General features: G+C 56.8%; 21 protein-coding genes and 1 pseudogene. 13 read left to right on the plus strand and 9 right to left on the minus strand.

What is annotated here, in order from left to right:
* Nucleotides 1–38 precede the first annotated feature (38 nt).
* The 4 genes from ACSOSI_RS07515 to ACSOSI_RS07530 are packed head-to-tail and all read left to right on the plus strand — an operon-like array spanning nucleotide 39 to nucleotide 3,696.
* Nucleotides 39–1,199 carry an ABC transporter permease gene (locus ACSOSI_RS07515; RefSeq protein ID WP_476706801.1) on the plus strand — a complete coding sequence of 387 codons (1,161 nt, stop codon included), beginning with the start codon at nucleotides 39–41 and terminating at the stop codon, nucleotides 1,197–1,199.
* Nucleotides 1,196–2,131 carry an ABC transporter ATP-binding protein gene (locus tag ACSOSI_RS07520; RefSeq protein ID WP_115182956.1) on the plus strand — a complete coding sequence of 312 codons (936 nt, stop codon included), beginning with the start codon at nucleotides 1,196–1,198 and terminating at the stop codon, nucleotides 2,129–2,131. The genes ACSOSI_RS07515 and ACSOSI_RS07520 overlap by 4 nt, the downstream gene beginning before the upstream one ends.
* Nucleotides 2,128–2,907, plus strand: a complete 780-nt coding sequence (locus ACSOSI_RS07525) for an ABC transporter permease (RefSeq protein WP_112363927.1) — start codon at nucleotides 2,128–2,130, stop codon at nucleotides 2,905–2,907. Before ACSOSI_RS07520 ends, ACSOSI_RS07525 begins: the two co-directional genes overlap by 4 nt.
* Nucleotides 2,908–2,916: 9 nt before the next feature.
* Nucleotides 2,917–3,696 (plus strand): phosphate/phosphite/phosphonate ABC transporter substrate-binding protein, encoded by a 780-nt coding sequence (locus ACSOSI_RS07530; protein WP_476707256.1) that lies wholly within the window; start codon nucleotides 2,917–2,919, stop codon nucleotides 3,694–3,696.
* A gap of 126 nt (nucleotides 3,697–3,822) precedes the next feature.
* Here ACSOSI_RS07530 and ACSOSI_RS07535 read toward each other — a convergent pair whose 3' ends face one another.
* Together ACSOSI_RS07535 and ACSOSI_RS07540 are read right to left on the minus strand one after the other, a co-directional pair.
* On the minus strand, nucleotides 3,823–4,200 hold the full coding sequence (locus tag ACSOSI_RS07535; RefSeq protein WP_476706802.1) for an HVO_A0114 family putative DNA-binding protein: 378 nt from the start codon (nucleotides 4,198–4,200) through the stop codon (nucleotides 3,823–3,825).
* A 2-nt stretch (nucleotides 4,201–4,202) separates the two neighbouring features.
* Entirely contained in the window at nucleotides 4,203–4,568 is a 366-nt protein-coding gene (locus ACSOSI_RS07540; protein ID WP_261130343.1) for a toxin-antitoxin system TumE family protein, read from the minus strand.
* 233 nt (nucleotides 4,569–4,801) lie between these two features.
* Between ACSOSI_RS07540 and ACSOSI_RS07545 the strand changes: the two are divergent.
* Nucleotides 4,802–4,897 (plus strand): annotated as a pseudogene (locus ACSOSI_RS07545) (LysR family transcriptional regulator); the annotation flags it as partial.
* On the opposite strand, the gene ACSOSI_RS07550 reads toward ACSOSI_RS07545, so the two are convergent.
* The 3 genes from ACSOSI_RS07550 to ACSOSI_RS07560 all read right to left on the minus strand — a co-directional run bounded on the left by ACSOSI_RS07550 (nucleotide 4,885) and on the right by ACSOSI_RS07560 (nucleotide 6,909).
* Nucleotides 4,885–5,061, minus strand: coding sequence for a hypothetical protein (locus tag ACSOSI_RS07550; RefSeq protein ID WP_012005883.1), 177 nt, complete (start codon nucleotides 5,059–5,061; stop codon nucleotides 4,885–4,887). The pseudogene ACSOSI_RS07545 and the gene ACSOSI_RS07550 overlap by 13 nt on opposite strands.
* Before the next feature lie 102 nt (nucleotides 5,062–5,163).
* On the minus strand, nucleotides 5,164–6,087 hold the full coding sequence (gene yedA / locus ACSOSI_RS07555; protein ID WP_012005884.1) for a drug/metabolite exporter YedA: 924 nt from the start codon (nucleotides 6,085–6,087) through the stop codon (nucleotides 5,164–5,166).
* A gap of 168 nt (nucleotides 6,088–6,255) precedes the next feature.
* Nucleotides 6,256–6,909 carry a helix-turn-helix transcriptional regulator gene (locus ACSOSI_RS07560; protein ID WP_476706803.1) on the minus strand — a complete coding sequence of 218 codons (654 nt, stop codon included), beginning with the start codon at nucleotides 6,907–6,909 and terminating at the stop codon, nucleotides 6,256–6,258.
* 104 nt (nucleotides 6,910–7,013) lie between these two features.
* Between ACSOSI_RS07560 and ACSOSI_RS07565 the strand changes: the two genes are divergently transcribed.
* From ACSOSI_RS07565 to ACSOSI_RS07575, 3 genes are all read left to right on the plus strand, one after another.
* The gene (locus ACSOSI_RS07565) at nucleotides 7,014–8,468 is read left to right on the plus strand and encodes an MFS transporter (protein WP_218215796.1); all 1,455 of its coding nucleotides are present in this window, start codon (nucleotides 7,014–7,016) and stop codon (nucleotides 8,466–8,468) included.
* A 110-nt stretch (nucleotides 8,469–8,578) separates the two neighbouring features.
* A complete protein-coding gene (locus tag ACSOSI_RS07570) occupies nucleotides 8,579–9,148 on the plus strand; it encodes a helix-turn-helix domain-containing protein (RefSeq protein ID WP_476706804.1) in 570 nt (189 codons plus the stop codon).
* A gap of 2 nt (nucleotides 9,149–9,150) precedes the next feature.
* Nucleotides 9,151–9,669: an N-acetyltransferase family protein gene (locus ACSOSI_RS07575; RefSeq protein WP_476706805.1), complete on the plus strand. Its 519-nt coding sequence runs from the start codon at nucleotides 9,151–9,153 to the stop codon at nucleotides 9,667–9,669.
* Nucleotides 9,670–9,733: 64 nt separating this feature from the next.
* On the opposite strand, the gene ACSOSI_RS07580 is transcribed toward ACSOSI_RS07575, so the two are convergent.
* The 3 genes from ACSOSI_RS07580 to ompC all read right to left on the minus strand — a co-directional run bounded on the left by ACSOSI_RS07580 (nucleotide 9,734) and on the right by ompC (nucleotide 12,851).
* The gene (locus ACSOSI_RS07580) at nucleotides 9,734–10,564 is read right to left on the minus strand and encodes a 5'-nucleotidase, lipoprotein e(P4) family (RefSeq protein WP_476706806.1); all 831 of its coding nucleotides are present in this window, start codon (nucleotides 10,562–10,564) and stop codon (nucleotides 9,734–9,736) included.
* A 21-nt stretch (nucleotides 10,565–10,585) separates the two neighbouring features.
* Nucleotides 10,586–11,437, minus strand: coding sequence for a GNAT family N-acetyltransferase (locus ACSOSI_RS07585; RefSeq protein ID WP_476706807.1), 852 nt, complete (start codon nucleotides 11,435–11,437; stop codon nucleotides 10,586–10,588).
* A 316-nt stretch (nucleotides 11,438–11,753) separates the two neighbouring features.
* The gene (gene ompC / locus ACSOSI_RS07590) at nucleotides 11,754–12,851 is read right to left on the minus strand and encodes a porin OmpC (RefSeq protein ID WP_476706808.1); all 1,098 of its coding nucleotides are present in this window, start codon (nucleotides 12,849–12,851) and stop codon (nucleotides 11,754–11,756) included.
* 395 nt (nucleotides 12,852–13,246) lie between these two features.
* On the opposite strand from ompC, the gene ACSOSI_RS07595 reads away from it, so the two are divergent.
* From ACSOSI_RS07595 to dinG, 3 genes are read left to right on the plus strand one after another with little or no spacing between them, the layout of a single operon-like run.
* Complete coding sequence (locus tag ACSOSI_RS07595; RefSeq protein ID WP_112363919.1) at nucleotides 13,247–13,564, plus strand: carboxymuconolactone decarboxylase family protein; 318 nt, start codon at nucleotides 13,247–13,249, stop codon at nucleotides 13,562–13,564.
* Between the two features lie 4 nt (nucleotides 13,565–13,568).
* Nucleotides 13,569–14,003: a tautomerase family protein gene (locus ACSOSI_RS07600; protein ID WP_329906496.1), complete on the plus strand. Its 435-nt coding sequence runs from the start codon at nucleotides 13,569–13,571 to the stop codon at nucleotides 14,001–14,003.
* Between the two features lie 14 nt (nucleotides 14,004–14,017).
* A complete protein-coding gene (gene dinG, locus ACSOSI_RS07605; RefSeq protein ID WP_261130318.1) occupies nucleotides 14,018–16,216 on the plus strand; it encodes an ATP-dependent DNA helicase DinG in 2,199 nt (732 codons plus the stop codon).
* Here dinG and ACSOSI_RS07610 read toward each other — a convergent pair whose 3' ends face one another.
* Complete coding sequence (locus ACSOSI_RS07610) at nucleotides 16,217–16,651, minus strand: Lrp/AsnC family transcriptional regulator (RefSeq protein WP_012005895.1); 435 nt, start codon at nucleotides 16,649–16,651, stop codon at nucleotides 16,217–16,219.
* Between the two features lie 136 nt (nucleotides 16,652–16,787).
* Between ACSOSI_RS07610 and ACSOSI_RS07615 the strand changes: the two genes are divergently transcribed.
* Together ACSOSI_RS07615 and ACSOSI_RS07620 are read left to right on the plus strand one after the other, a co-directional pair.
* Nucleotides 16,788–17,702: a DMT family transporter gene (locus tag ACSOSI_RS07615; protein ID WP_476706809.1), complete on the plus strand. Its 915-nt coding sequence runs from the start codon at nucleotides 16,788–16,790 to the stop codon at nucleotides 17,700–17,702.
* A gap of 70 nt (nucleotides 17,703–17,772) precedes the next feature.
* Nucleotides 17,773–18,402, plus strand: coding sequence for a LysE family translocator (locus ACSOSI_RS07620; RefSeq protein WP_085115842.1), 630 nt, complete (start codon nucleotides 17,773–17,775; stop codon nucleotides 18,400–18,402).

Below are 18,402 nucleotides of genomic sequence, written 5' to 3' on the forward strand. Positions count from 1 at the left end.
GCCCCCGTTGGGGGCCAAAATGGAGCTGGAGAGTTTCTTTGATTATTGCCGTAAAAAACCGCGTATTACTGACGCTGCTTATTCTGTTGCTGCTGGCCGCATTTGGCCTGCCGTTTCTCAGCTATGCCCCCAATCGCCTGTTGTCGGGCAAGAGCATTTCCCTGATTTCCCTGTTGCACGGCCCGGCGCTGTGGCTGCTGGTGCCCATGCTGGTGCTGGCGGTACTCAGCCTGTTGGCACCCGTCAGGCGCAATGCGTTGCTTACCGCGTTGACGGCTTCGGTGTTGCTGGCATTGACCTTCTGGTTGAGTGGGCATGCGGCCCAACAGTTGGCGTCGGAGGGATCCAGACTGGCACGCACTTCCTGGGGCAGTGGCTGCTGGTTGATACTGGCGCTGAGCCTGTTGATGGCCGCCGACGCCCTGACCCGCGTTACCGCCTCGCATTTGTGGCGCATTCTGGGCAACCTGCTGGTCGTGCTGCCTGCGTTGGTGCTGTTGTTTAGCCATCAGCTGGATCAGCTTTCGCTGCTGAAAGAGTACTACAACCGGCAGGACGTATTTGACGCCACACTGTTGCAGCACTTGACCATCTTGCTGGCCACGCTGGTGCCGGCGTTGGTGATTGGCATTCCGCTCGGGGTGCTGTGCTTTCGCTCTGTGCGCTTACAAACACCGATATTTTCTACTCTGAACATTATCCAGACCGTGCCGTCGATTGCGCTGTTCGGCTTGCTGATCGCGCCATTAGCCGGGCTGGCGAAGGCGCTGCCCTGGCTGGCAGAACACGGCGTCAGCGGTATTGGCATGGCTCCGGCGATTGTCGCCCTGGTGTTGTATGCGCTGTTGCCGCTGGTGCGCAGCGTAGTGGCCGGATTGCAGAGCGTGCCGGCCAGCGTGATTGAATCCGCCAGTGGCATGGGGCTGACGCGTGGGCAGATTTTCTTGCGCGTGCAGCTGCCATTGGCGTTGCCGTTGTTCCTGACTGGCGTGCGCATTTTGGCGGTGCAGACCGTCGGCATGGCGGTGGTGGCGGCGCTGATTGGTGCCGGAGGTTTTGGTGCCATCGTCTTCCAGGGCCTGCTTAGCAGCGCGTTGGATCTGGTGCTACTGGGGGTGATCCCGGTGATCGTGATGGCGGTAATCGTCGATTCGCTGTTTAAATTTTTGGTTTCAATTTTGGAAGTGTCACGCCGATGATTCAGTTTAATCAGGTCAGCAAGATTTTTCAGGGCAAGCCGGCGGTGGACGATCTTACGCTGCGGATTGCCAAGGGCGAATTTGCCGTGTTGATCGGCACCTCTGGCTCAGGGAAGTCCACCACGTTAAAAATGATCAACCGACTGATCGAGCACGATCGGGGCAAAATTTACTTTGCCGATGAAGAGATCCAGAAGTTCAAACCCCAGGATCTGCGCCGCCGCATGGGGTACGCCATTCAGTCGATCGGCCTGTTCCCGCACTGGACGGTGGAAGAGAACATTGCCACCGTGCCACAACTGCTGAAATGGCCGCGTGCGCGCATTCGCGATCGGGTGACCGAGTTGCTGGAGCTGCTGCATCTGGAGCCGGATTTGTTTCGCCGTCGATACCCGCACCAGCTTTCTGGTGGGCAGCAGCAGCGGGTTGGGGTGGCGCGTGCGTTGGCCGCCGACCCAGAAGTGCTGTTGATGGACGAGCCTTTTGGCGCACTGGATCCGGTGACCCGTGCGGCACTGCAGACGGAGATTGCACGTATCCACCATCTTTCCGGACGCACCATCGTACTGGTGACGCACGACATCGATGAAGCGTTGGCACTGGCGGACCGCATCGTGCTGCTCGATCAGGGCCGCATCGTGCAACAGGGCACGCCGCTGGAACTGTTGACCGCACCGGCCAACGATTTTGTGCGTGATTTCTTTGGCCGCAGCGATCGCGGTATCAAGCTGCTGTCGCTGGAAACGGTAGCGCAACGGGTGCGGCCTGGCCATGTGGAAGGGGAGCCTATTGCCGCCGCCATGAGCCTGCGCGAAGCGCTGTCGGTGTTTGTGGCACGCGGCTGCGAATGTTTGCCGGTGACGGGTGAACAGGGCGAAGCGCTCGGCGTGCTGCATTTCAGCGATCTGATTGTCCAAAAGGCGCTGTCATGAGTGCGCTTCGGGCCCTGCGCTGGCTGCGCGATCCGCTGCCCTGGACCTTTGCCCTGTTGTTGGCACTGGTGTTCGGCATGAATCATTTACACGGCCTGTTTGCCGCCTGGTTTCCCGAACTGGAGCGGCCGGTGTATCAGCAGGACAGCTTTATCTCACTGGTGTGGGCGCATCTGTTGCTGGTGGCGGTTTCCAGCCTGGTTGCCGTGGTGATTGGCGTCAGCGCCGGCGTCGCTGTAACGCGCCGCGCCGGTAAGGAGTTCCGCTCATTGGTGGAAACCCTGGTGGCGGTGGGGCAGACATTTCCGCCGGTGGCGGTACTGGCGATCGCAGTGCCGGTGATGGGCTTTAGTGAGCAGCCGGCGATCATCGCGCTGGTGCTGTACGGTTTACTGCCGATCTTGCAGGGCACGCTGGCGGGGATTGAGTCTGTGCCCAGCGCTACCCGCGAGATTGCGCAGGGAGTAGGGATGAGCCCCCGGCAGATCCTGTGGCGCGTCGAACTGCCGCTGGCGGCGCCGGTGATCGTCGCCGGCATTCGTACCTCGGTGATCATTAATATTGGTACAGCGGCGATAGCTTCTACCGTTGGTACCAAAACCCTGGGATCGCCGATTATTATTGGCCTGAGCGGCTTTAATACTGCCTATGTGATCCAGGGCGCGGTGGTGGTGGCCCTGTTGGCGATCATTACCGATATGCTGTTTGAGCGTTGGGTACGCCATCTCACCGCCTGGCGTCAGCAGGCGCTGGTGACTTCTTCTTCTGCCGGATAAGGGAACATGATGCAGGTATCTTTACCGATGTACGGCGTGACACATCAACCGGCGGAAGCCTTCTGGCAGGTGCTGCGCGGCAAGTTGTTGCAACTGGGATTACCGCAAGCGCCCGAGTCGCTCAGTTGGCCACAGGATCTGGCACAACACTGGCAGCGCGATGACTTGTTGCTCAGCCAAACCTGTGGCTATCCGCTGGCCATCAGCCTGCCGCAGGTGCAACTGGTTGGCACCTATCATTATCGCGTTGAGGGTTGCACAGGGCCGGAGTACAGCAGTTGGCTGGTGGTGCGCGATGATGAGCCCGGCGAACGGCTGGAGGATTTCCGCGGCCGGGTTGCGGCCTATAACAGTTCCGACTCGCAGTCAGGCCATAACAGCCTGCGGGCGTTGATTGCCCCCCTGGCTCAGGAGGGAAAATTCTTCCGCGCCGCCATTGCCTCTGGTGCGCATTATCAGTCGATTAAGCTGATCCAGAATCGGCAGGTGGATATTGCTGCCGTTGACTGTGTCAGTCTGGAACTGTTGAAACGGGCACAGCCGCAGGCGCTGGCGGGGCTAAAAATTATTGGGCGAACGGCCAGCGTACCGGGGTTGCCGCTGATTACCTCGCGACAAACCCCGCCGGAACAGCTGGAGATACTGCGCGCCGGGGCCAGGGCGATGCTGGGTGAAGCGGTGAGCGATAGCCTGTTGATCGGTGATTTCAGCCTGGTGCCGCGTTCGGCATACCAAAAAATCGCCGGGTTGGAACAACAGGCCGCCGCGCTTGGGGTGACGTCGCTTTAAGCTTATAGCCGCCCGCCGCCGTCGGCAGGTTGGTATTGCTACATGCTACCGACACGACGGGAGGCCAACACCACATTGGCCTAAATGGCAAACACTTGTTAAATTATTTTAATAATAGATGCGCGTTCAGGCCGCACTAAAACGAGCATTCAGTTTCTGATCAACAATGATCTCGAAGTCGGTAAACAAGGCTTTGGGTCTGACCGTTCGGCCATATTTTTCGAGTGTAACCAAACCGTGGCCGCTAAGCGTTTTCAACGTGGTAGAAAGGTTGCTTAATTGCCGATCGGAGAGCTCAGCCAACTGACTCAGGGTCTCCGGTTTTTCAGCATCAATCAGCCGCAGCAAGGCGATGTTCTCATTGCTGAGCACCTGAGCCAAAGCAATCATCGAGGTGAACCAGATTAGCGGTTCACACTCCTGTGGCTGATATTCACCTTTTGCAATCGCCAGGATCCGTTTACGGATCAACTCTTCAGGCATTACGCCAATCAGTGCTTTCATCTTCAACCTCGGTTTTCTCTCTTGCTTATTACTTCATCGATTCTAGTGAAAAAGTCTTCCACCAACTGAAACGCGGAATGGAACTCATAGGGAGAGCCTTTATCCGTAGGGGTTTGGTGCTGGTGGTCATAAAGTACTCTGCCCGAAAATTTCCCTTTTCGAGGGGCTTTAATTGCATGGGCATTGTCGATGCCAAACACCCGGGTGTTGTATTTATCGTGTAACGTCAGGTTGTAGCGTATGCCATGGGGAATAAATGCCGTTTTGGTGACCTTCCATGCTTCTATTTTCCACCAGTATCCATCTTCACGGCTGACCCGGGTGCCATGAAGGCTAAGGATGTAGTCCAGTCCATTGTTTTCATCCATCTTGGTGCTCCATAAAGTTATGACCTAAGCATAACTAATGGTTGCTTTATGATCAATGTTAATTCATGGCGGTAAGTATCTGGCGCGGTAAGATAGGAGAGATTTGCAGATTTTATCCAGCCGCAGGAATAACCCATGACATCCTTTATCGACCTTGATGTGTTTGTCAGGACGGTGGAGGGCGGCATCTTTTCAACGGCGGTGCGCTCGCTGGATATTACGCCGGCGGCGGCTGTCCGCACCGCTCGCAGGTGTCGGAGCGCGTCAGGTTACTACAGCGCTTTTTACAGCAGCGCTGTCAGAGCTGGATGGCGCATCACTTGGCCTGAATGTTCTCTGCTGGAGTAGCAGTAGCGGCGGCTTCGTTGGAGGTGGTGGTTTCTTCGCTTGGCGTGGTGGAGCGGGTGTACATGTTCAGCCCGGCTAGGAAGACGCCGCCGAGTGAACCAAAGGCACACAGAAAGATAACGATAATGAACGATTTTTTAAGCATTGGGATAATTTCGCAGGTTGCCCGGAACAGCGGGAATTATAGTCTCTTCAACGGACGAAACAAGAATCGTTTTGAATGGCGGCCCGCAGACCGCCATTTTGGTCACTCTTTAATGCTGCCGACCGGCTGAACTTTGGTCGGACGCGTAAACAGGAATTTGCCCAGCGTCACCAGCACCACCGCCGCGACGATAATCACCAATGCTGCCCATTCACGCGGGGCCAGCGACTCGCCGGCAAAGCCGATGCCGAGCAGCACTGCCACCACCGGATTGACGTAGGCGTAGCTGGTTGCCACCGCCGGGCGCACGTTTTTCAGCAAAAACATATAGGCGCTAATCGCCAGCATCGAACCGAAGACAATCAGATAACCCAGTGCGAAGAAGCCTTTGGCGCTGGGCATTTGCGTCAAACGCTCACCGCTGAGCTGGCTGACAACCAGCAGCACCACACCGGCCACCAGCATTTCGGCTGCCCCGGCCATTGGCCCGGCCGGCAGAGAAATACGCGATCCCAGTACCGAACCAAAAGCCCAACTGGCGGAGGCCAGCAGGATCAGCAGTGCGCCGGTAGGGTTGCCGACCAGATTATTGCCGGTGTTCAGCAGCACGATCCCCACCAGTCCCAGCCCGATACCTGCCCATTCCAGTTTGGTATTACGCATGCCCCACAGCAGGCTGAAGCACAGGGTGAACAGCGGCACCGTCGCTACCATCACAGCGGCAATGCCGGAGGGCACGTGCTGATGCTCTGCCACGGTTACCAGGCCGTTACCTACCGCCAACAACAAAATGCCAATGGTGCCGGCAGCCAGCCACTGTTTTGCCGTCGGCAATGCGTGGCCGCGCAGTGCTAAAAAGCCAAACAGCACAATACCGGCGACCAGAAAGCGGATGCCGGCCATCATCAGCGGCGGCCAGCTCTCTACGCCCAGACGAATAACGAAGTAGGTCGAACCCCAGACAATATATAACGTGAACAGCGCCCCGATTAACGGCAGGACGTTACGGCTACTTTGGCTTAGCATGGATTTTAATTCTGCAGGGAAGGTTATTATTAGAGGGTTCAGTAAACCCGATTGGGCAGAGGATAAGCAACGCTTTTCAGTACTTTTTTAAGCGAACAATGGGCTGGCTTTCCGGTGGTGACTCATCGGATGACGCCAGCCTGTGGGCTGCCTTGTGCCGGATGTCGGTTACAGCAGTGAAATACGGTAGGCGCAGCGGCGCGCACCGGCCAGAATATGCTCTGAGCGTTCAACCTGAGCCTGAAGCACCTCGGTAAAAACACTCAGTTCCGCGCGGCAGAATCCCTGGCAAACGGTGGCGGCGGCGCAAATAGGGCAGTGGTTTTCTACCAGCAGAAAAGAACCATCTTCCTGCAGGTGCGATTCGGCCATGTAGCCTTCGCGACAACGGATCGCCGTCAGGCGCGCTACGCGTTCCTGCAAATCGGTGGCGCCGACCATCGCCTGCTTGTAGTTAATGCGCGTTTCCTGCTCGCGGGTGTCGATCAACAGTTTGATGGCCTGTTCGCCCAGCTTGTCGCGAACGGTGCGCAGCAGTTGTACCGTCAGTTCGGAATGGGTGTCCGGAAAGCGTGCATTGCCTGCGGCAGTCAGGTGCCAGAGCTGCACTGGTCGGCCGACACCACGGGTTTCCGCCACGGCTTCAACCAGCCCATCTTTCGCCAGCTTGACGAACTGCTGGCGCGCGGCCTCGCCGGTAGTACCAAGGACTTTTCCTGCATCAGACGCTTGCTGTGGGCCGCGGGTTTTCAATAGTGTCAGCAAACGGTCACTGACCGATTGTGCGGGGCTACCGCCATTTTCCAAGTTTATTCTTGACATATTTCTCCGCCTCGCCCTACTCTTATTCCAAGATAATTCTTGTTAAATTTAACGCAATATCACTCTTAACTCAATGCCATTCCTCTGAAAACAGGACGACAACTGTGATAACCAACGATGATAGCCGCTGGGCCGATCTATTTTCCGGCAAAAATGGTGCCAGTGCGATCGCGCTCTCACTCGGCGTAGCGCTGCATGCAATCAATATTCTGGTCGCTACCACCATTCTGCCCTCGGTGGTGCAGGATATCGGCGGGCTGAGTCTGTATGCCTGGAATACGACGCTGTTTGTGGTGGCGTCGATTCTGGGTTCGGCATTATCGGCTCGTTTACTCAGCGGTTACGGGGCTCGCAGTGCCTACGTGGTGGCGTCACTGTTCTTTATTGCCGGGGCGATGCTGTGCGCGTTGGCGCCGTCAATGCCGGTGATGTTGCTCGGCCGAACCGTGCAAGGCTTCGGCGGCGGGCTGATTTTCGCGCTTTCGTACGCCATGATCAATCTGGTATTTGAGCAAAAACTATGGCCGCGGGCGATGGCGTTGATCTCGGCAATGTGGGGCATCGCGACCCTGGTAGGGCCGGCGGTGGGCGGCATTTTTGCCGAACTGAATGCCTGGCGCTGGGCCTTTGGCATCCTGTTGCCGGTGATGGTGCTGTACGCCGGATTTACCTTCCTGATCCTGCCAAAAGGCAAACCGCAGCAACAGGCGGCACCGCTGCCGCTGGCTCAGCTGCTGTTGTTGGCGACGGCGGTAATGGTGGTGTCCGCCGGTAGCCTGGCGGATAGCGCGTGGGTCAATCTTGGCGGCATTGCGTTGGCCGTGCTGATGATGGCCTGGCTGATACAGCGTGAAGCGCACTCCCGCGCCCGATTGCTGCCGAAGGGGGCTTTGCGCCGCGGTTCGCCGCTGGCCTCGTTGTATATCACCGTCTCTCTGCTGGTGGTGGGCATGACCAGTGAAATCTTCGTGCCTTATTTTCTGCAAACCCTGCACGGCCAGTCCCCGCTGATTTCCGGTTATATCGCGGCCACTATGGCTGCGGGGTGGACGTTATCGGAAATCCTCAGTTCCGGCTGGCGCAGTGCGGGCATCCGCCGGGCCATTATCAGCGGGCCGATGTTGGTGTTGGTGGGGCTACTGGCATTGGGCCTGCTGATGCCGATACCTTCTGGCGGCCATTGGGCAGGGCTGACGCCGATTGTGATTGCGCTGACGCTGGTGGGCTTTGGTATTGGTTTCGGCTGGCCGCATCTGTTGACGCGTATTCTGCAGGTTTCGCCTGAGGCCGATAAGGATATTGCCGGGGCGTCGATCACCACGGTGCAACTGTTTGCAACCGCCTTTGGGGCTGCGTTGGCCGGGATGATTGCCAACCTGGCCGGGTTAAATGTGCCGGGTGGTGCGCAGGGCGCAGCCTCCGCTGCTCGCTGGCTGTTCCTGCTGTTTGCATTGGCGCCGCTGCTGGCGGTGTTCAGTGCCTGGCGTTGCGCGGCGATCGCACCGCCGGTTGCTGACAGCGACAAGCAGGTACCAGAGTCGTCGGCTCTGCCGTCATAACAGCGAAAGACTTTTCGCCAAGTTGTAGTGCCAGTTAAAAATCTGGTTGACGAATCCCGTATTTGAGATTATTTCTCTTATATGGGATTTTTTGTATCAGAGACTTAATCATGGATAACGGAATGGAAAGTGCCGATCTCAGACTGGCGCAGCGACTGTCTGATTTACGCCAGCAGCAGGGCTGGTCGCTGGAGGAATTGGCTCAGCAAACCGGCATCAGCCGGGCGACGTTGTCGCGGGTCGAACGCGCTGAAACCAGCCCGACCGCTTCATTGTTAAACAAACTGTGCTCGGCCTATGGGTTGACCATGTCGCGGCTGCTGAGCGAGGTTGAGGACGAGCCGCCGGAGTTGCTGCATCGTGAGCAGCAGACGGTATGGGTGGATCGCGCAAGCGGTTTTCATCGCCGTTCGGTATCACCGCCTGCTGCCTTGTATAAGGCCGAGTTTATTGAATGCACACTCGAGGCCGGGGCGGTGATTGCCTATGACGCGCCCTCGATACATGCGCTTGAGCACCATTTGTGGCTGCTGGCAGGGCGGCTAGAACTGACGCTGGAGGGGCGCACCTTCCAGCTTGAGCCGGGTGACTGCCTGCGTTATCGGCTGTTCGGCGCTTCAAAATTTCATGCCTCCGGCCCTGAGCCGGCCCACTACACCCTTGTTATCAGCAGGCCTTAATCATGATTGAGATACAGCAACTGAATGCCGAAGCGGCACAAAACGCGATCCCGGAACTGGCCGAAATGCTGCAAGCCAGCGTCTCCCAGGGGGCGAGCATTGGTTTTATCATGCCGTTCACACTGGAGCAGGCACAGGCGTTCTGGCGTGGCTTGCTACCGGCGATTGAGCGTGGGGAAAGGTTGCTGTTGGTGGCATACGATGCCGGGCGAGTGGTGGGTACGGTGCAACTGCTGCTGGCGATGCCGGACAACGGCCGCCACCGGGCTGAGGTGCTAAAACTGATGGTGCACCCGGACGCTCGCCGCCGGGGTATTGCCCGTAGCCTGATGTTGCAGGTGCAGCAAAGCGCACTTGAGCAGCAGCGGCACTTATTGGTGCTCGATACCCTGACCGGCGATACGGCGGAGGGCATGTATCGCCTGTTGGGTTTCCAACTGGCGGGTAGCATTCCGCAATACGCCCTCGCCAGCAACGGCAGTGCGCTGGATGCCACCAGTTATATGTATAAGTTGCTGTAACTTTCCCCGTCGTCCGTAGGGGGCGAATACCGGGGCCCCTACAAGATTAGCGGGTGAGCAGGGATTACTGCCCGTTCCAGGCCTTGATAGCCTGTTGGCGTATCTGCAGTTTTTGCTCCGGCGTCAGCTTGTTATAGTCCGGCGCCATGCCACTTTCCCAGTCGCCGTACAGCGGGTTCGGCAGCACGATGTATTCGGTGCCGAACTTGCCCTGGTTGTCGGCGACAAACGCGCGGCGCTGTGCGTTATCCTTGTGGTAGGTCGCGGCCCCGAAGTCGTTCAGGTTGTCACCGGCGTAGACCACAATATCGTAACCCGCGTTTTTGATGGTGTCGAAGCGTGGCTGCTTGTTGGAGGTATCACCACTGAGCAGCACGGTTTTTTCCGACATGCCGGTAAAGCCCAGTTTCTGCATATTAGCCACCGTGGCGGCGTATTCAGACTGCTTGCGGTTGGAAACGTAGAACATGGTGCCCTGATGGCTGTTGACGTAACGGGCAAATTGCACGGCACCCGGAACCGCACCGGCTTGCTCTGCCTGCGACCATTTGGCCCAGGTGGCTGCGGCGAAAGGCTGGCCCTGCTGCGCCTGCCAGCCGGAATACGGGCTGTTGTCCAGCATGGTTTCGTCCAGATCTACCACCACGGCTTTCTTTTTGCCCGGCGTGGCCTTGGCCTGATCAAAGGCCAGTTTGGCGCTGTTGAACGCCTGGTGTGACAGCGCCTGATATTCTCCGGACTGCTGGAACCAGTTCAGTGCCAGCACCGACTGATCTGCCAGGCGTTGCTGGGCCTGCAGATCGGTTTTTGGTGGCTGCGCGCAGCCGGCCAGAGTCAGTAGCGCCATACCGATCGCCGTGCCAAGGGCCATTTTCTGTTTATTTATTCCTGCCATAAATGAATCACTCTCTGCTTGTTATTGTGGTGTGCCTAAGGTCATCGTCATTTCAAACTGGCGTAACGCGTCCTGCTGCCAGCCGAGCCGGTCGAAGAAGGGGGCAGCCACTTCGGGAACGTAAACGTTGGCCGTCAGCGGTAGCGACGCGAATTTCGTCTGTAACGCGGCCAGCATCGCCCGGGCATGGCCCTGGAAACGGTGCTGCGGCGGGACGTAAATCATGCGTAAAAAGCACTTATCCGCGCCGACCTGCACCACCGCATAGGCCTGGTGTTGTTCCAGGGCAAAGGCATAGGGCTTGCCGGGCAGTTTGAACAGCGATTCCGGGGCGATTAGCCAAGGCAGGTCGGTGGCGCCATCGGCAATCAGGCGGTGGGAGACGAACAGCGGATCGACCTCTTGCAGTTCTGCAACTTCGGTGGCTATCTGCGGGCCGGCCAGATGCCCGGTCAGCGTGCGGACGATTTGCAGCCCAGCCTGATGGTACAGCGCAATCGCGGGGTCATTGCCTTCGATCACCTCCAGCGACAGTTGGCGATCGCCGCGCTCACGCGCATCGGCGACAATGCGTTTCATCAGCGCTTTTCCCAACCCTTTACCACGCATTTCCGGTCGGATGGACAGCGCCGATACCCGGCTGTGCAAACCACGGCGGCTAATCAACGCCAGCGCCACCGGTTGCTGTTGGTGCGTGACGATAATGCTGTCATTCAGGCTAAGGTCTTCGGCGCCAAAGCGGCGGGCGAAGGTGGCACCGTCAATGACGAAGCGCACGATGTAGTTTTCAAAACAGTGGCAAAGGATCTGCGCCAGCTCATCACTGCTGTAGCGCAACGCTGAGTGGTATTCGAATGGGGAAGTGTTTGGCATGAAGTCGTCCAGGTTGATTTGCGCAAGTATACCCGTCGTCTTTCAAGCCGCAGCGTTGTTACCTGCACTCGCTCACCCCAGTTACTTACTTAAGTAAGCGCCTGGGGATGAACGAGCTGGTCGCCTAGCTGCAACTTGAAACCCATAGGGTATATAGATGTAGACCCGTTTGTTTTGTAAGGCAAGTTTCCTGATGCGGCGATGAGAGGCGAAGGGCGGCCAGGGCACCAAATGAAAAAACCGGGCGTTGCCGCCCGGCGAAATGACTCTGGGTATCAAGTGAAGCTAAGGTTTGCAGTGGTGGTTATTCATCACATCAGAACTGGTAGGTCAGGGCGACGGCGATGACGTTGTCGTCTTTCAGACCCAGCTTATTATCGCCGTCGAGTTGGTTGATTTTATAATCGACGTAGGTCGACATGTTCTTGTTGAAATAGTAGTAAGCGCCAACGTCGATATATTTCACCAGGTCGGCGTCGCCGATGCCTTCAATATCTTTGCCTTTCTGCTGAACATAACCCAGCGATGGACGCAGACCGAAGTCGAATTGATATTGCGCAACCAATTCCAGACCTTCCGCCTTATTAGCAAAGCCGCTAACTGAGGTAGAAGTATTATTGATGGTCGCGGTGCCGGAAATAGGCGCGATATTACGGCTTTGCGAGTAGGTCGCTGCCAAATAAACGTCGTTATTGTCGTATTTCAGGCCGCCGGCCCAGATATCCGCTTTATCGCCTTTACCGAAGGTGCCTGCTTTTTGGCCGGCGGTACGGTTGGAAGAGGCGTAGGCAGCACCGACGCTCAGGCCGTCGATGATTTCATAGCTGGAAGACAGGCCCCAACCGTCGCCGTTCGCCTTGCTGTTGGCGCGGCCGTCGTTTTCGTTTTTGCCCTGGTACTGAACCGCGAATTTCAGACCTTCAACCAGGCCGAAGAAGTCGTTGTTACGGTAGGTGGCTACGCCGTTGGTACGGCCGTTCATAAAGTTGTCGGTCTTGACGTAGGCATCATCACCGAACTCAGGCAGCATATCCGTCCAGGCGCCGACGTCATAGATAATGCCGTAGTTGCGGCCGTAGTCGAATGAACCGATATCTTTATATTTCAGACCGGCGAAGCCCAGACGAGTCTTGGTGTCTTTCGCGCTGTCGGATTCAGAATGGTTAGCTGAAATCTGATATTCCCACTGGCCATAACCAGTCAGCATATCGTTAATTTGAGTAGCGCCTTTAAAACCGATACGCACATAGGTTTTATCGCCATCATTACCGGCATCGTCAGAGAAATAGTGCAGTGCTTTTACGCGGCCGTAAAAATCAAGTTTGTTGCCGTCTTTATTATAGATTTCTGCTGCCTGTGCTGTCTGCGCAATTAAAAGTGTCGGAATAATAACGGCCAGAAGATTACGTTTCATGATTTACCCTGCTTTATTCGATTGAAAGACGCTTATCATCAGTTGTACTGCTGTTTCACTGTGCCGCCCGTTTTGTTTGCAGCGCAGGTTTTTTACCGTAGTTATGTGATCTATTTATGACAAAATATTCATTTCCATGTCGAACGATTAAAAAAGTTGCGGAAAGAATGAATTTCTTCTTCGGACAACTGTCGGTAACCGGAATTATCGCTACCGACAACGTGCCAGGTTTCTGGAGGAATCATGTGTGAGATTTATACATTGGGCTACCTTGCGCGCCGTTACTCTGCTTTAACCATCCTGTTTTTGTGGACCTTCAATATCAAAAATCCCGATTTTTACCTGCCGTGATTGCGGGTAGTTTCAGGCTATTGGTAAATCGACAGGAGAAAATGATGCAACCTTCCCAACAGGCCGGGCAGCAGGCGTTCGGCGACATCGCCCCCAAGCTGGCGCAACTTAGCGACAGCGTATTATTCGACGACGTGTGGCAGCGGCCAATACTGACTCCGCGTGAGCGCAGCCTGATCACCGTGGCGGCGTTGGTGGCGCTTAATCGTGTGGAGCAATTGCCGTTTCATCTGCAACTGGCCCAACGCAATGGCGTTAACGTCGAACAGCTTGCCGAGTTGATCACCCATTTGGCGTTCTATGCCGGCTGGCCTGCGGCGGCCTCTGCCGTGGCGCGCCTGCGTGAACTGAAACAGGAGTAGTCTCATGCCATTCAGCCGCATCGCTTTGCACCAGGGTAAATCAGCGCAATACCTGAAAACCCTGTCTGACAGTCTGCACCAGGCGCTGGTCGAAACCTTCAATGTCCCGGCAGCCGATAAGTTTCAGGCCATCGATCAATATCGCCCCGGCGAATTGATTTACGATCGCGACTATTTTGGCGGCCCGCGTTCAGCGGACTATGTGCTGTTCTACATCACCATAGGCCGTCCGCGTGATACCGCCACCAAGCAGCGTTTTTATCAACGGCTGGCGGCGTTGCTGGCGGAGAATCTCCAGTTGCGTCCGCAGGATGTGATGGTGGTGATCACCACCACTCAATTGGATGAGTGGTCGTTCAGTGCGGGACGCGCCTCAATGATTGAAGGCCAGGCTGACGTGGCCGACGGTCTGTGGGACAATAGCGCCATCATTTCGTAGAGATATAGAGTTGAATGGCGCTCTCCCCCGCAGTTAAAGATCAGATTGGCCAGTGGTACAAAGCCCTGCAGCAGCAAATACCGGATTTTATTTCCCGTGCACCGCAACGGCAGATGATCGCCGAAGTGGCAAAAACGCTGGCCGGTGATTATCCGCGCCATCTGGCGATTGAGGCTCCAACCGGCGTAGGCAAAACCTTGTCGTACCTGATCCCGGGGATCGCCGTCGGCCGCGCAGAGAGTAAACCTCTGGTGGTCAGCACCGCCAACGTGGCACTGCAGGATCAGATCTACAGCAAGGATTTGCCGCTGCTGAAGAAGATCATTCCCGATCTGAAATTTACCGGTGCCTTTGGCCGCGGGCGCTATGTTTGCCCGCGTAACCTGGCGGCGCTCTGCACTGACGTCAGCGAGCAGGGCGACCTGATGCTGTTTCTGGGTGACGAACTTGCGCCTTCGAGCGGTGAAGAACAGGCGCTGTGTCAAAAACTGAGCAAGGCGCTTGGCCGCCATGAGTGGGACGGGCTGCGTGACCATTATCAACAGTCGATTGACGATCCGCTGTGGATCAAGCTCAGCACCGATAAAGCCAACTGCCTGGGCCGTAACTGCCATTACATTCGTGAATGCCCGTTTTATATCGCGCGTAAAGAGATTGAAACCGCCGACGTGGTGGTGGCTAACCATGCGTTGGTGATGGCGGCGCTGGAAACCGAGTCGGTACTGCCGAACCCGAAAGAGCTGCTGCTGGTGCTGGACGAAGGGCATCATCTGCCGGAGGTAGCGCGTGACGCGCTGGAGATTGAAGGTGAAATCACCGCCTTGTCGACCAATCTGCAGTTGGACATGATCGTGCGCCAGGTTGAGCTGTGCATGACGCAATACCGGCCGAAAAGCCCGCCGGGGTTGGCAAACGACGAACGTTTGAAGAACCACTGTGAAGAACTGCGCGAACTGATCCAAATCTTCGAGCATCAGGTCAGCGCCTATCTGCCGACCGATACGGTCATCGCCGAACATCGATTTGAAATGGGGGAACTGCCGACGGAGATGGTAGAAACCTGCGCACGATTATTCAAGCTTACCGACGCCTTGCGCGGGCTGGCGGAGTTTATCGTCAACGATCTCAGCGAACAGACCGGCAAGCACGACATTGTGCGGCTGCACCGTTCGATCATTCAGATGAGCCGCACCCTGGGCTATCTGGAGGCGATGAGTAAACTGTGGCGGCTGGCCGCGCTGGATAAATCCTCCAACGCACCGATCTCCAAATGGGTCACGCGCGATCTGCGTGATAACGTGACCCACCTGTACCTGCATTGTGTGGGCATTCGCGTCAGCGATCAGTTGGAAAAGCTGCTATGGCGCAAGGTGCCGCACGTGGTGATCACCTCGGCGACGCTGCGCTCGCTGAACAGCTTTGCGCGCCTGCAGGAAATGAGCGGCCTGAGTGAAAAGGCCGGCGATCGTTTTGAATCCCTGTCTTCCCCCTTCAATCATGTGGAACAGGGCAAAATTGTTATTCCGAACATGCGCTTTGAGCCGGCAATGGCCAATGAAGCCGAACATCTGGAAGAGATGGCGCGCTTTTTCCGCGCCGAGCAGGCCACTGGCAAGCACAAAGGGATGCTGATCCTGTTCAGCAGCCACCGGGCGATGCAGACCTTCCTCAGCTATGTGACCGATCTGCGCCTGATGCTGCTGGTACAGGGCGATCAGCCGCGCTACCGGCTGGTGGAAGAACACCGTAAACGGGTCGAAAAGGGCACGGCCAGCGTGTTAATCGGCCTGCAGTCGTTTGCCGAAGGGCTGGATCTAAAAGGTGAACTGCTGACCCAGGTGCATATCCACAAGATTGCCTTCCCGCCCATTGATAGTCCGGTGATCCTGACCGAGGGGGAATGGCTAAAATCGCTGAAGCGTTATCCGTTTGAAGTGCAGAGCCTGCCAAGCGCCTCGTTCAACCTGATCCAACAGGTGGGGCGACTGATCCGCAGTAATGAATGCCACGGCGAGATCGTGATTTACGATCGCCGCCTGCTGACCAAAAGCTACGGTTCGCGTTTGCTGGCGTCACTGCCGGTATTTCCTATCGAACAGCGCGAAGTACCGGAGGCCGACAAGGCACACCTGGCCGCCATTAAATCTGCCGCTGCGGCGGAGAAAAAAGACAAAAAACGCAAGAGTCCGTTTACCCGCCGACGTACGCGTTAATCAAAGCAGCGGGGGCAGGCGGCGCTTCACCGGCGTGGTTTTGACGATGGAAGTGTTGCTCTGCGCGCGCTCGGCCAGCCGATCGAGGATCTGGTCGAGTTGCTCCATCGAGTGCGCCACCAACCGCACGATAAAACAGTCCTCGCCGGTCACCTTGTCACATTCAATCACCTCCGGGATATCCTGGATCAACTGTTCGACCTTCTTGAGCATGCCCGGCAGCGGTTTGATGCGCACCAGCGACTGAAAAGCGTAGCCCAATGCCTGTAAGTTGACGTTCAGGGTATAACCCTGGATCACACCATTTTCTTCCAGCCGCCGCAGGCGCTCTGAAGTACTGGGTGAAGACAGCCCGGCTCTGGCGCTGAGCGTTTTCAGTGACACCCGTGCGTCTTCCGCCAGCAGGGTCAGTATTTGGCGATCGATATCATCCATAAGTTCCTCATTAGGTTAATTTTGATTTATGCCTTAAATAAAAAGGCAGTTAAGCATGTTGGCCTTTTTTATGCCATAGAAACCGGCACGAGAAAGTCGCAAGCTAAGCGTATTGAGTTATCCTGAGGAAACAACGATGAACGCAGAGATAAAACGCGGCTCGCTGGAGATGGTTGCCGCGATGCTGATTTCCGGCACCATTGGTTGGTTTGTACTGATGTCGGGCCAATCGGTAGTGAATGTGGTGTTCTGGCGCTGTGCGGTGGGGGCGCTGGTATTGCTGGGTATTTGCGCGGCGCTGGGCCAACTGCGGCGTGACAGTTTGACCCGCACCACGCTATTGGTGGCGGTTGCCGGTGGCATTGCGCTGGTGGTCAACTGGCTGCTGCTGTTTGCCGCTTATTCCTATACGTCAATCTCCATCGCTACCGCGGTGTACAACACCCAGCCGTTTATGCTGGTGGCGCTGGGCGCGTTGTTCCTCGGTGAGAAACTGACTGCCCGTAAACTGTTATGGCTGGTGCTGGCGTTTATCGGCATGATGCTGGTGGTGTTGGCGCAGCCGAAGCAGGCGGGCGGACAGAACAACTACCTGATGGGTATTCTGTTGGCGCTGGGGGCGGCGTTTTTCTATGCCCTGATGGCGCTGGCCGCCAAACGGCTGAAAGGAACGCCGCCACATCTGATTGCGCTGATCCAGGTGACGGTCGGCGTAGTGATGCTGCTGCCGCTGGTGGATTTCCATGCATCGGCCAATGCCGGGCAATGGGGCATACTGCTGACGCTCGGGGTATTGCACACCGGGTTCATGTACGTGTTGCTGTACGGCGCGATCCAAAAGCTGCCGACCAACCTGATCGGCTCGCTGTCGTTTATTTATCCGATTGCCGCCATGCTGGTAGACCGGCTGGCGTTTGGCCATCGCTTGGTGGCGCTGCAGTTTGCCGGTGCGGCCATTATCCTGCTGGCAGCCGCAGGCATGAACCTGCTGGGTGAGCGCCGCGTGCGGCTAACGGCTGCGCCAGGCGGCAAGCAGGCTCCCGAACAGTGACAGAGCTGGAAAACGGCTGCGGCAGAGCTATGATAAAGCCTGTTTCCCGCTACGGTGTACCAGGTGATTTATGGTTGATGCTTCCACACTTTTGTTGTTTTCCGGTGCCTGTCTGGCGCTGACGGTTACCCCCGGTCCGGATATGCTGCTGATTGCTTCGCGCAGTGTCAGTCAGGGGCGTCGCGCGGGTTTCGCGTCGCTGGCGGGGATCCAGCTCGGCACCTATTGCCACGCTTTGGCGGCAGCGTTAGGTTTGTCACAACTGTTCGTCGCGGTGCCGCTGGCCTATGACGCGGTGCGTATGTTAGGGGCGGCCTATTTGCTGTATCTGGCCTGGAAAACGCTACGAACCGGCAGCAGTTTGCAGGCTTCCGCCGGGTTAGCGGCGGTACCTGCCATGCGGATTTTCCGGCAGGGGCTGTTTACCAATATCCTCAATCCCAAAATGGCGCTGTTCGTTCTGGCATTGTTCCCGCAGTTTATCGATCCTCAGGCAGGTTCGTTGGTGGTGCAAATGCTGTTACTGGCGACCGTGCTGAACCTTGTGGGACTGCTGATTAACGGCGGGTTGATTATGGCGGTCAGCAGTATGAAAAGTCGCTTTGTTGGCCGTCGCTTCAGTGCGCGTTGGCCAAACTACCTGCTGAGTGGCGTGTTTGCCGGGCTGGCCTGCAAGCTGATTTTTGACAGTCGTAAATAG

It is taken from the genome of Serratia sp. AR11, from assembly GCF_056376275.1.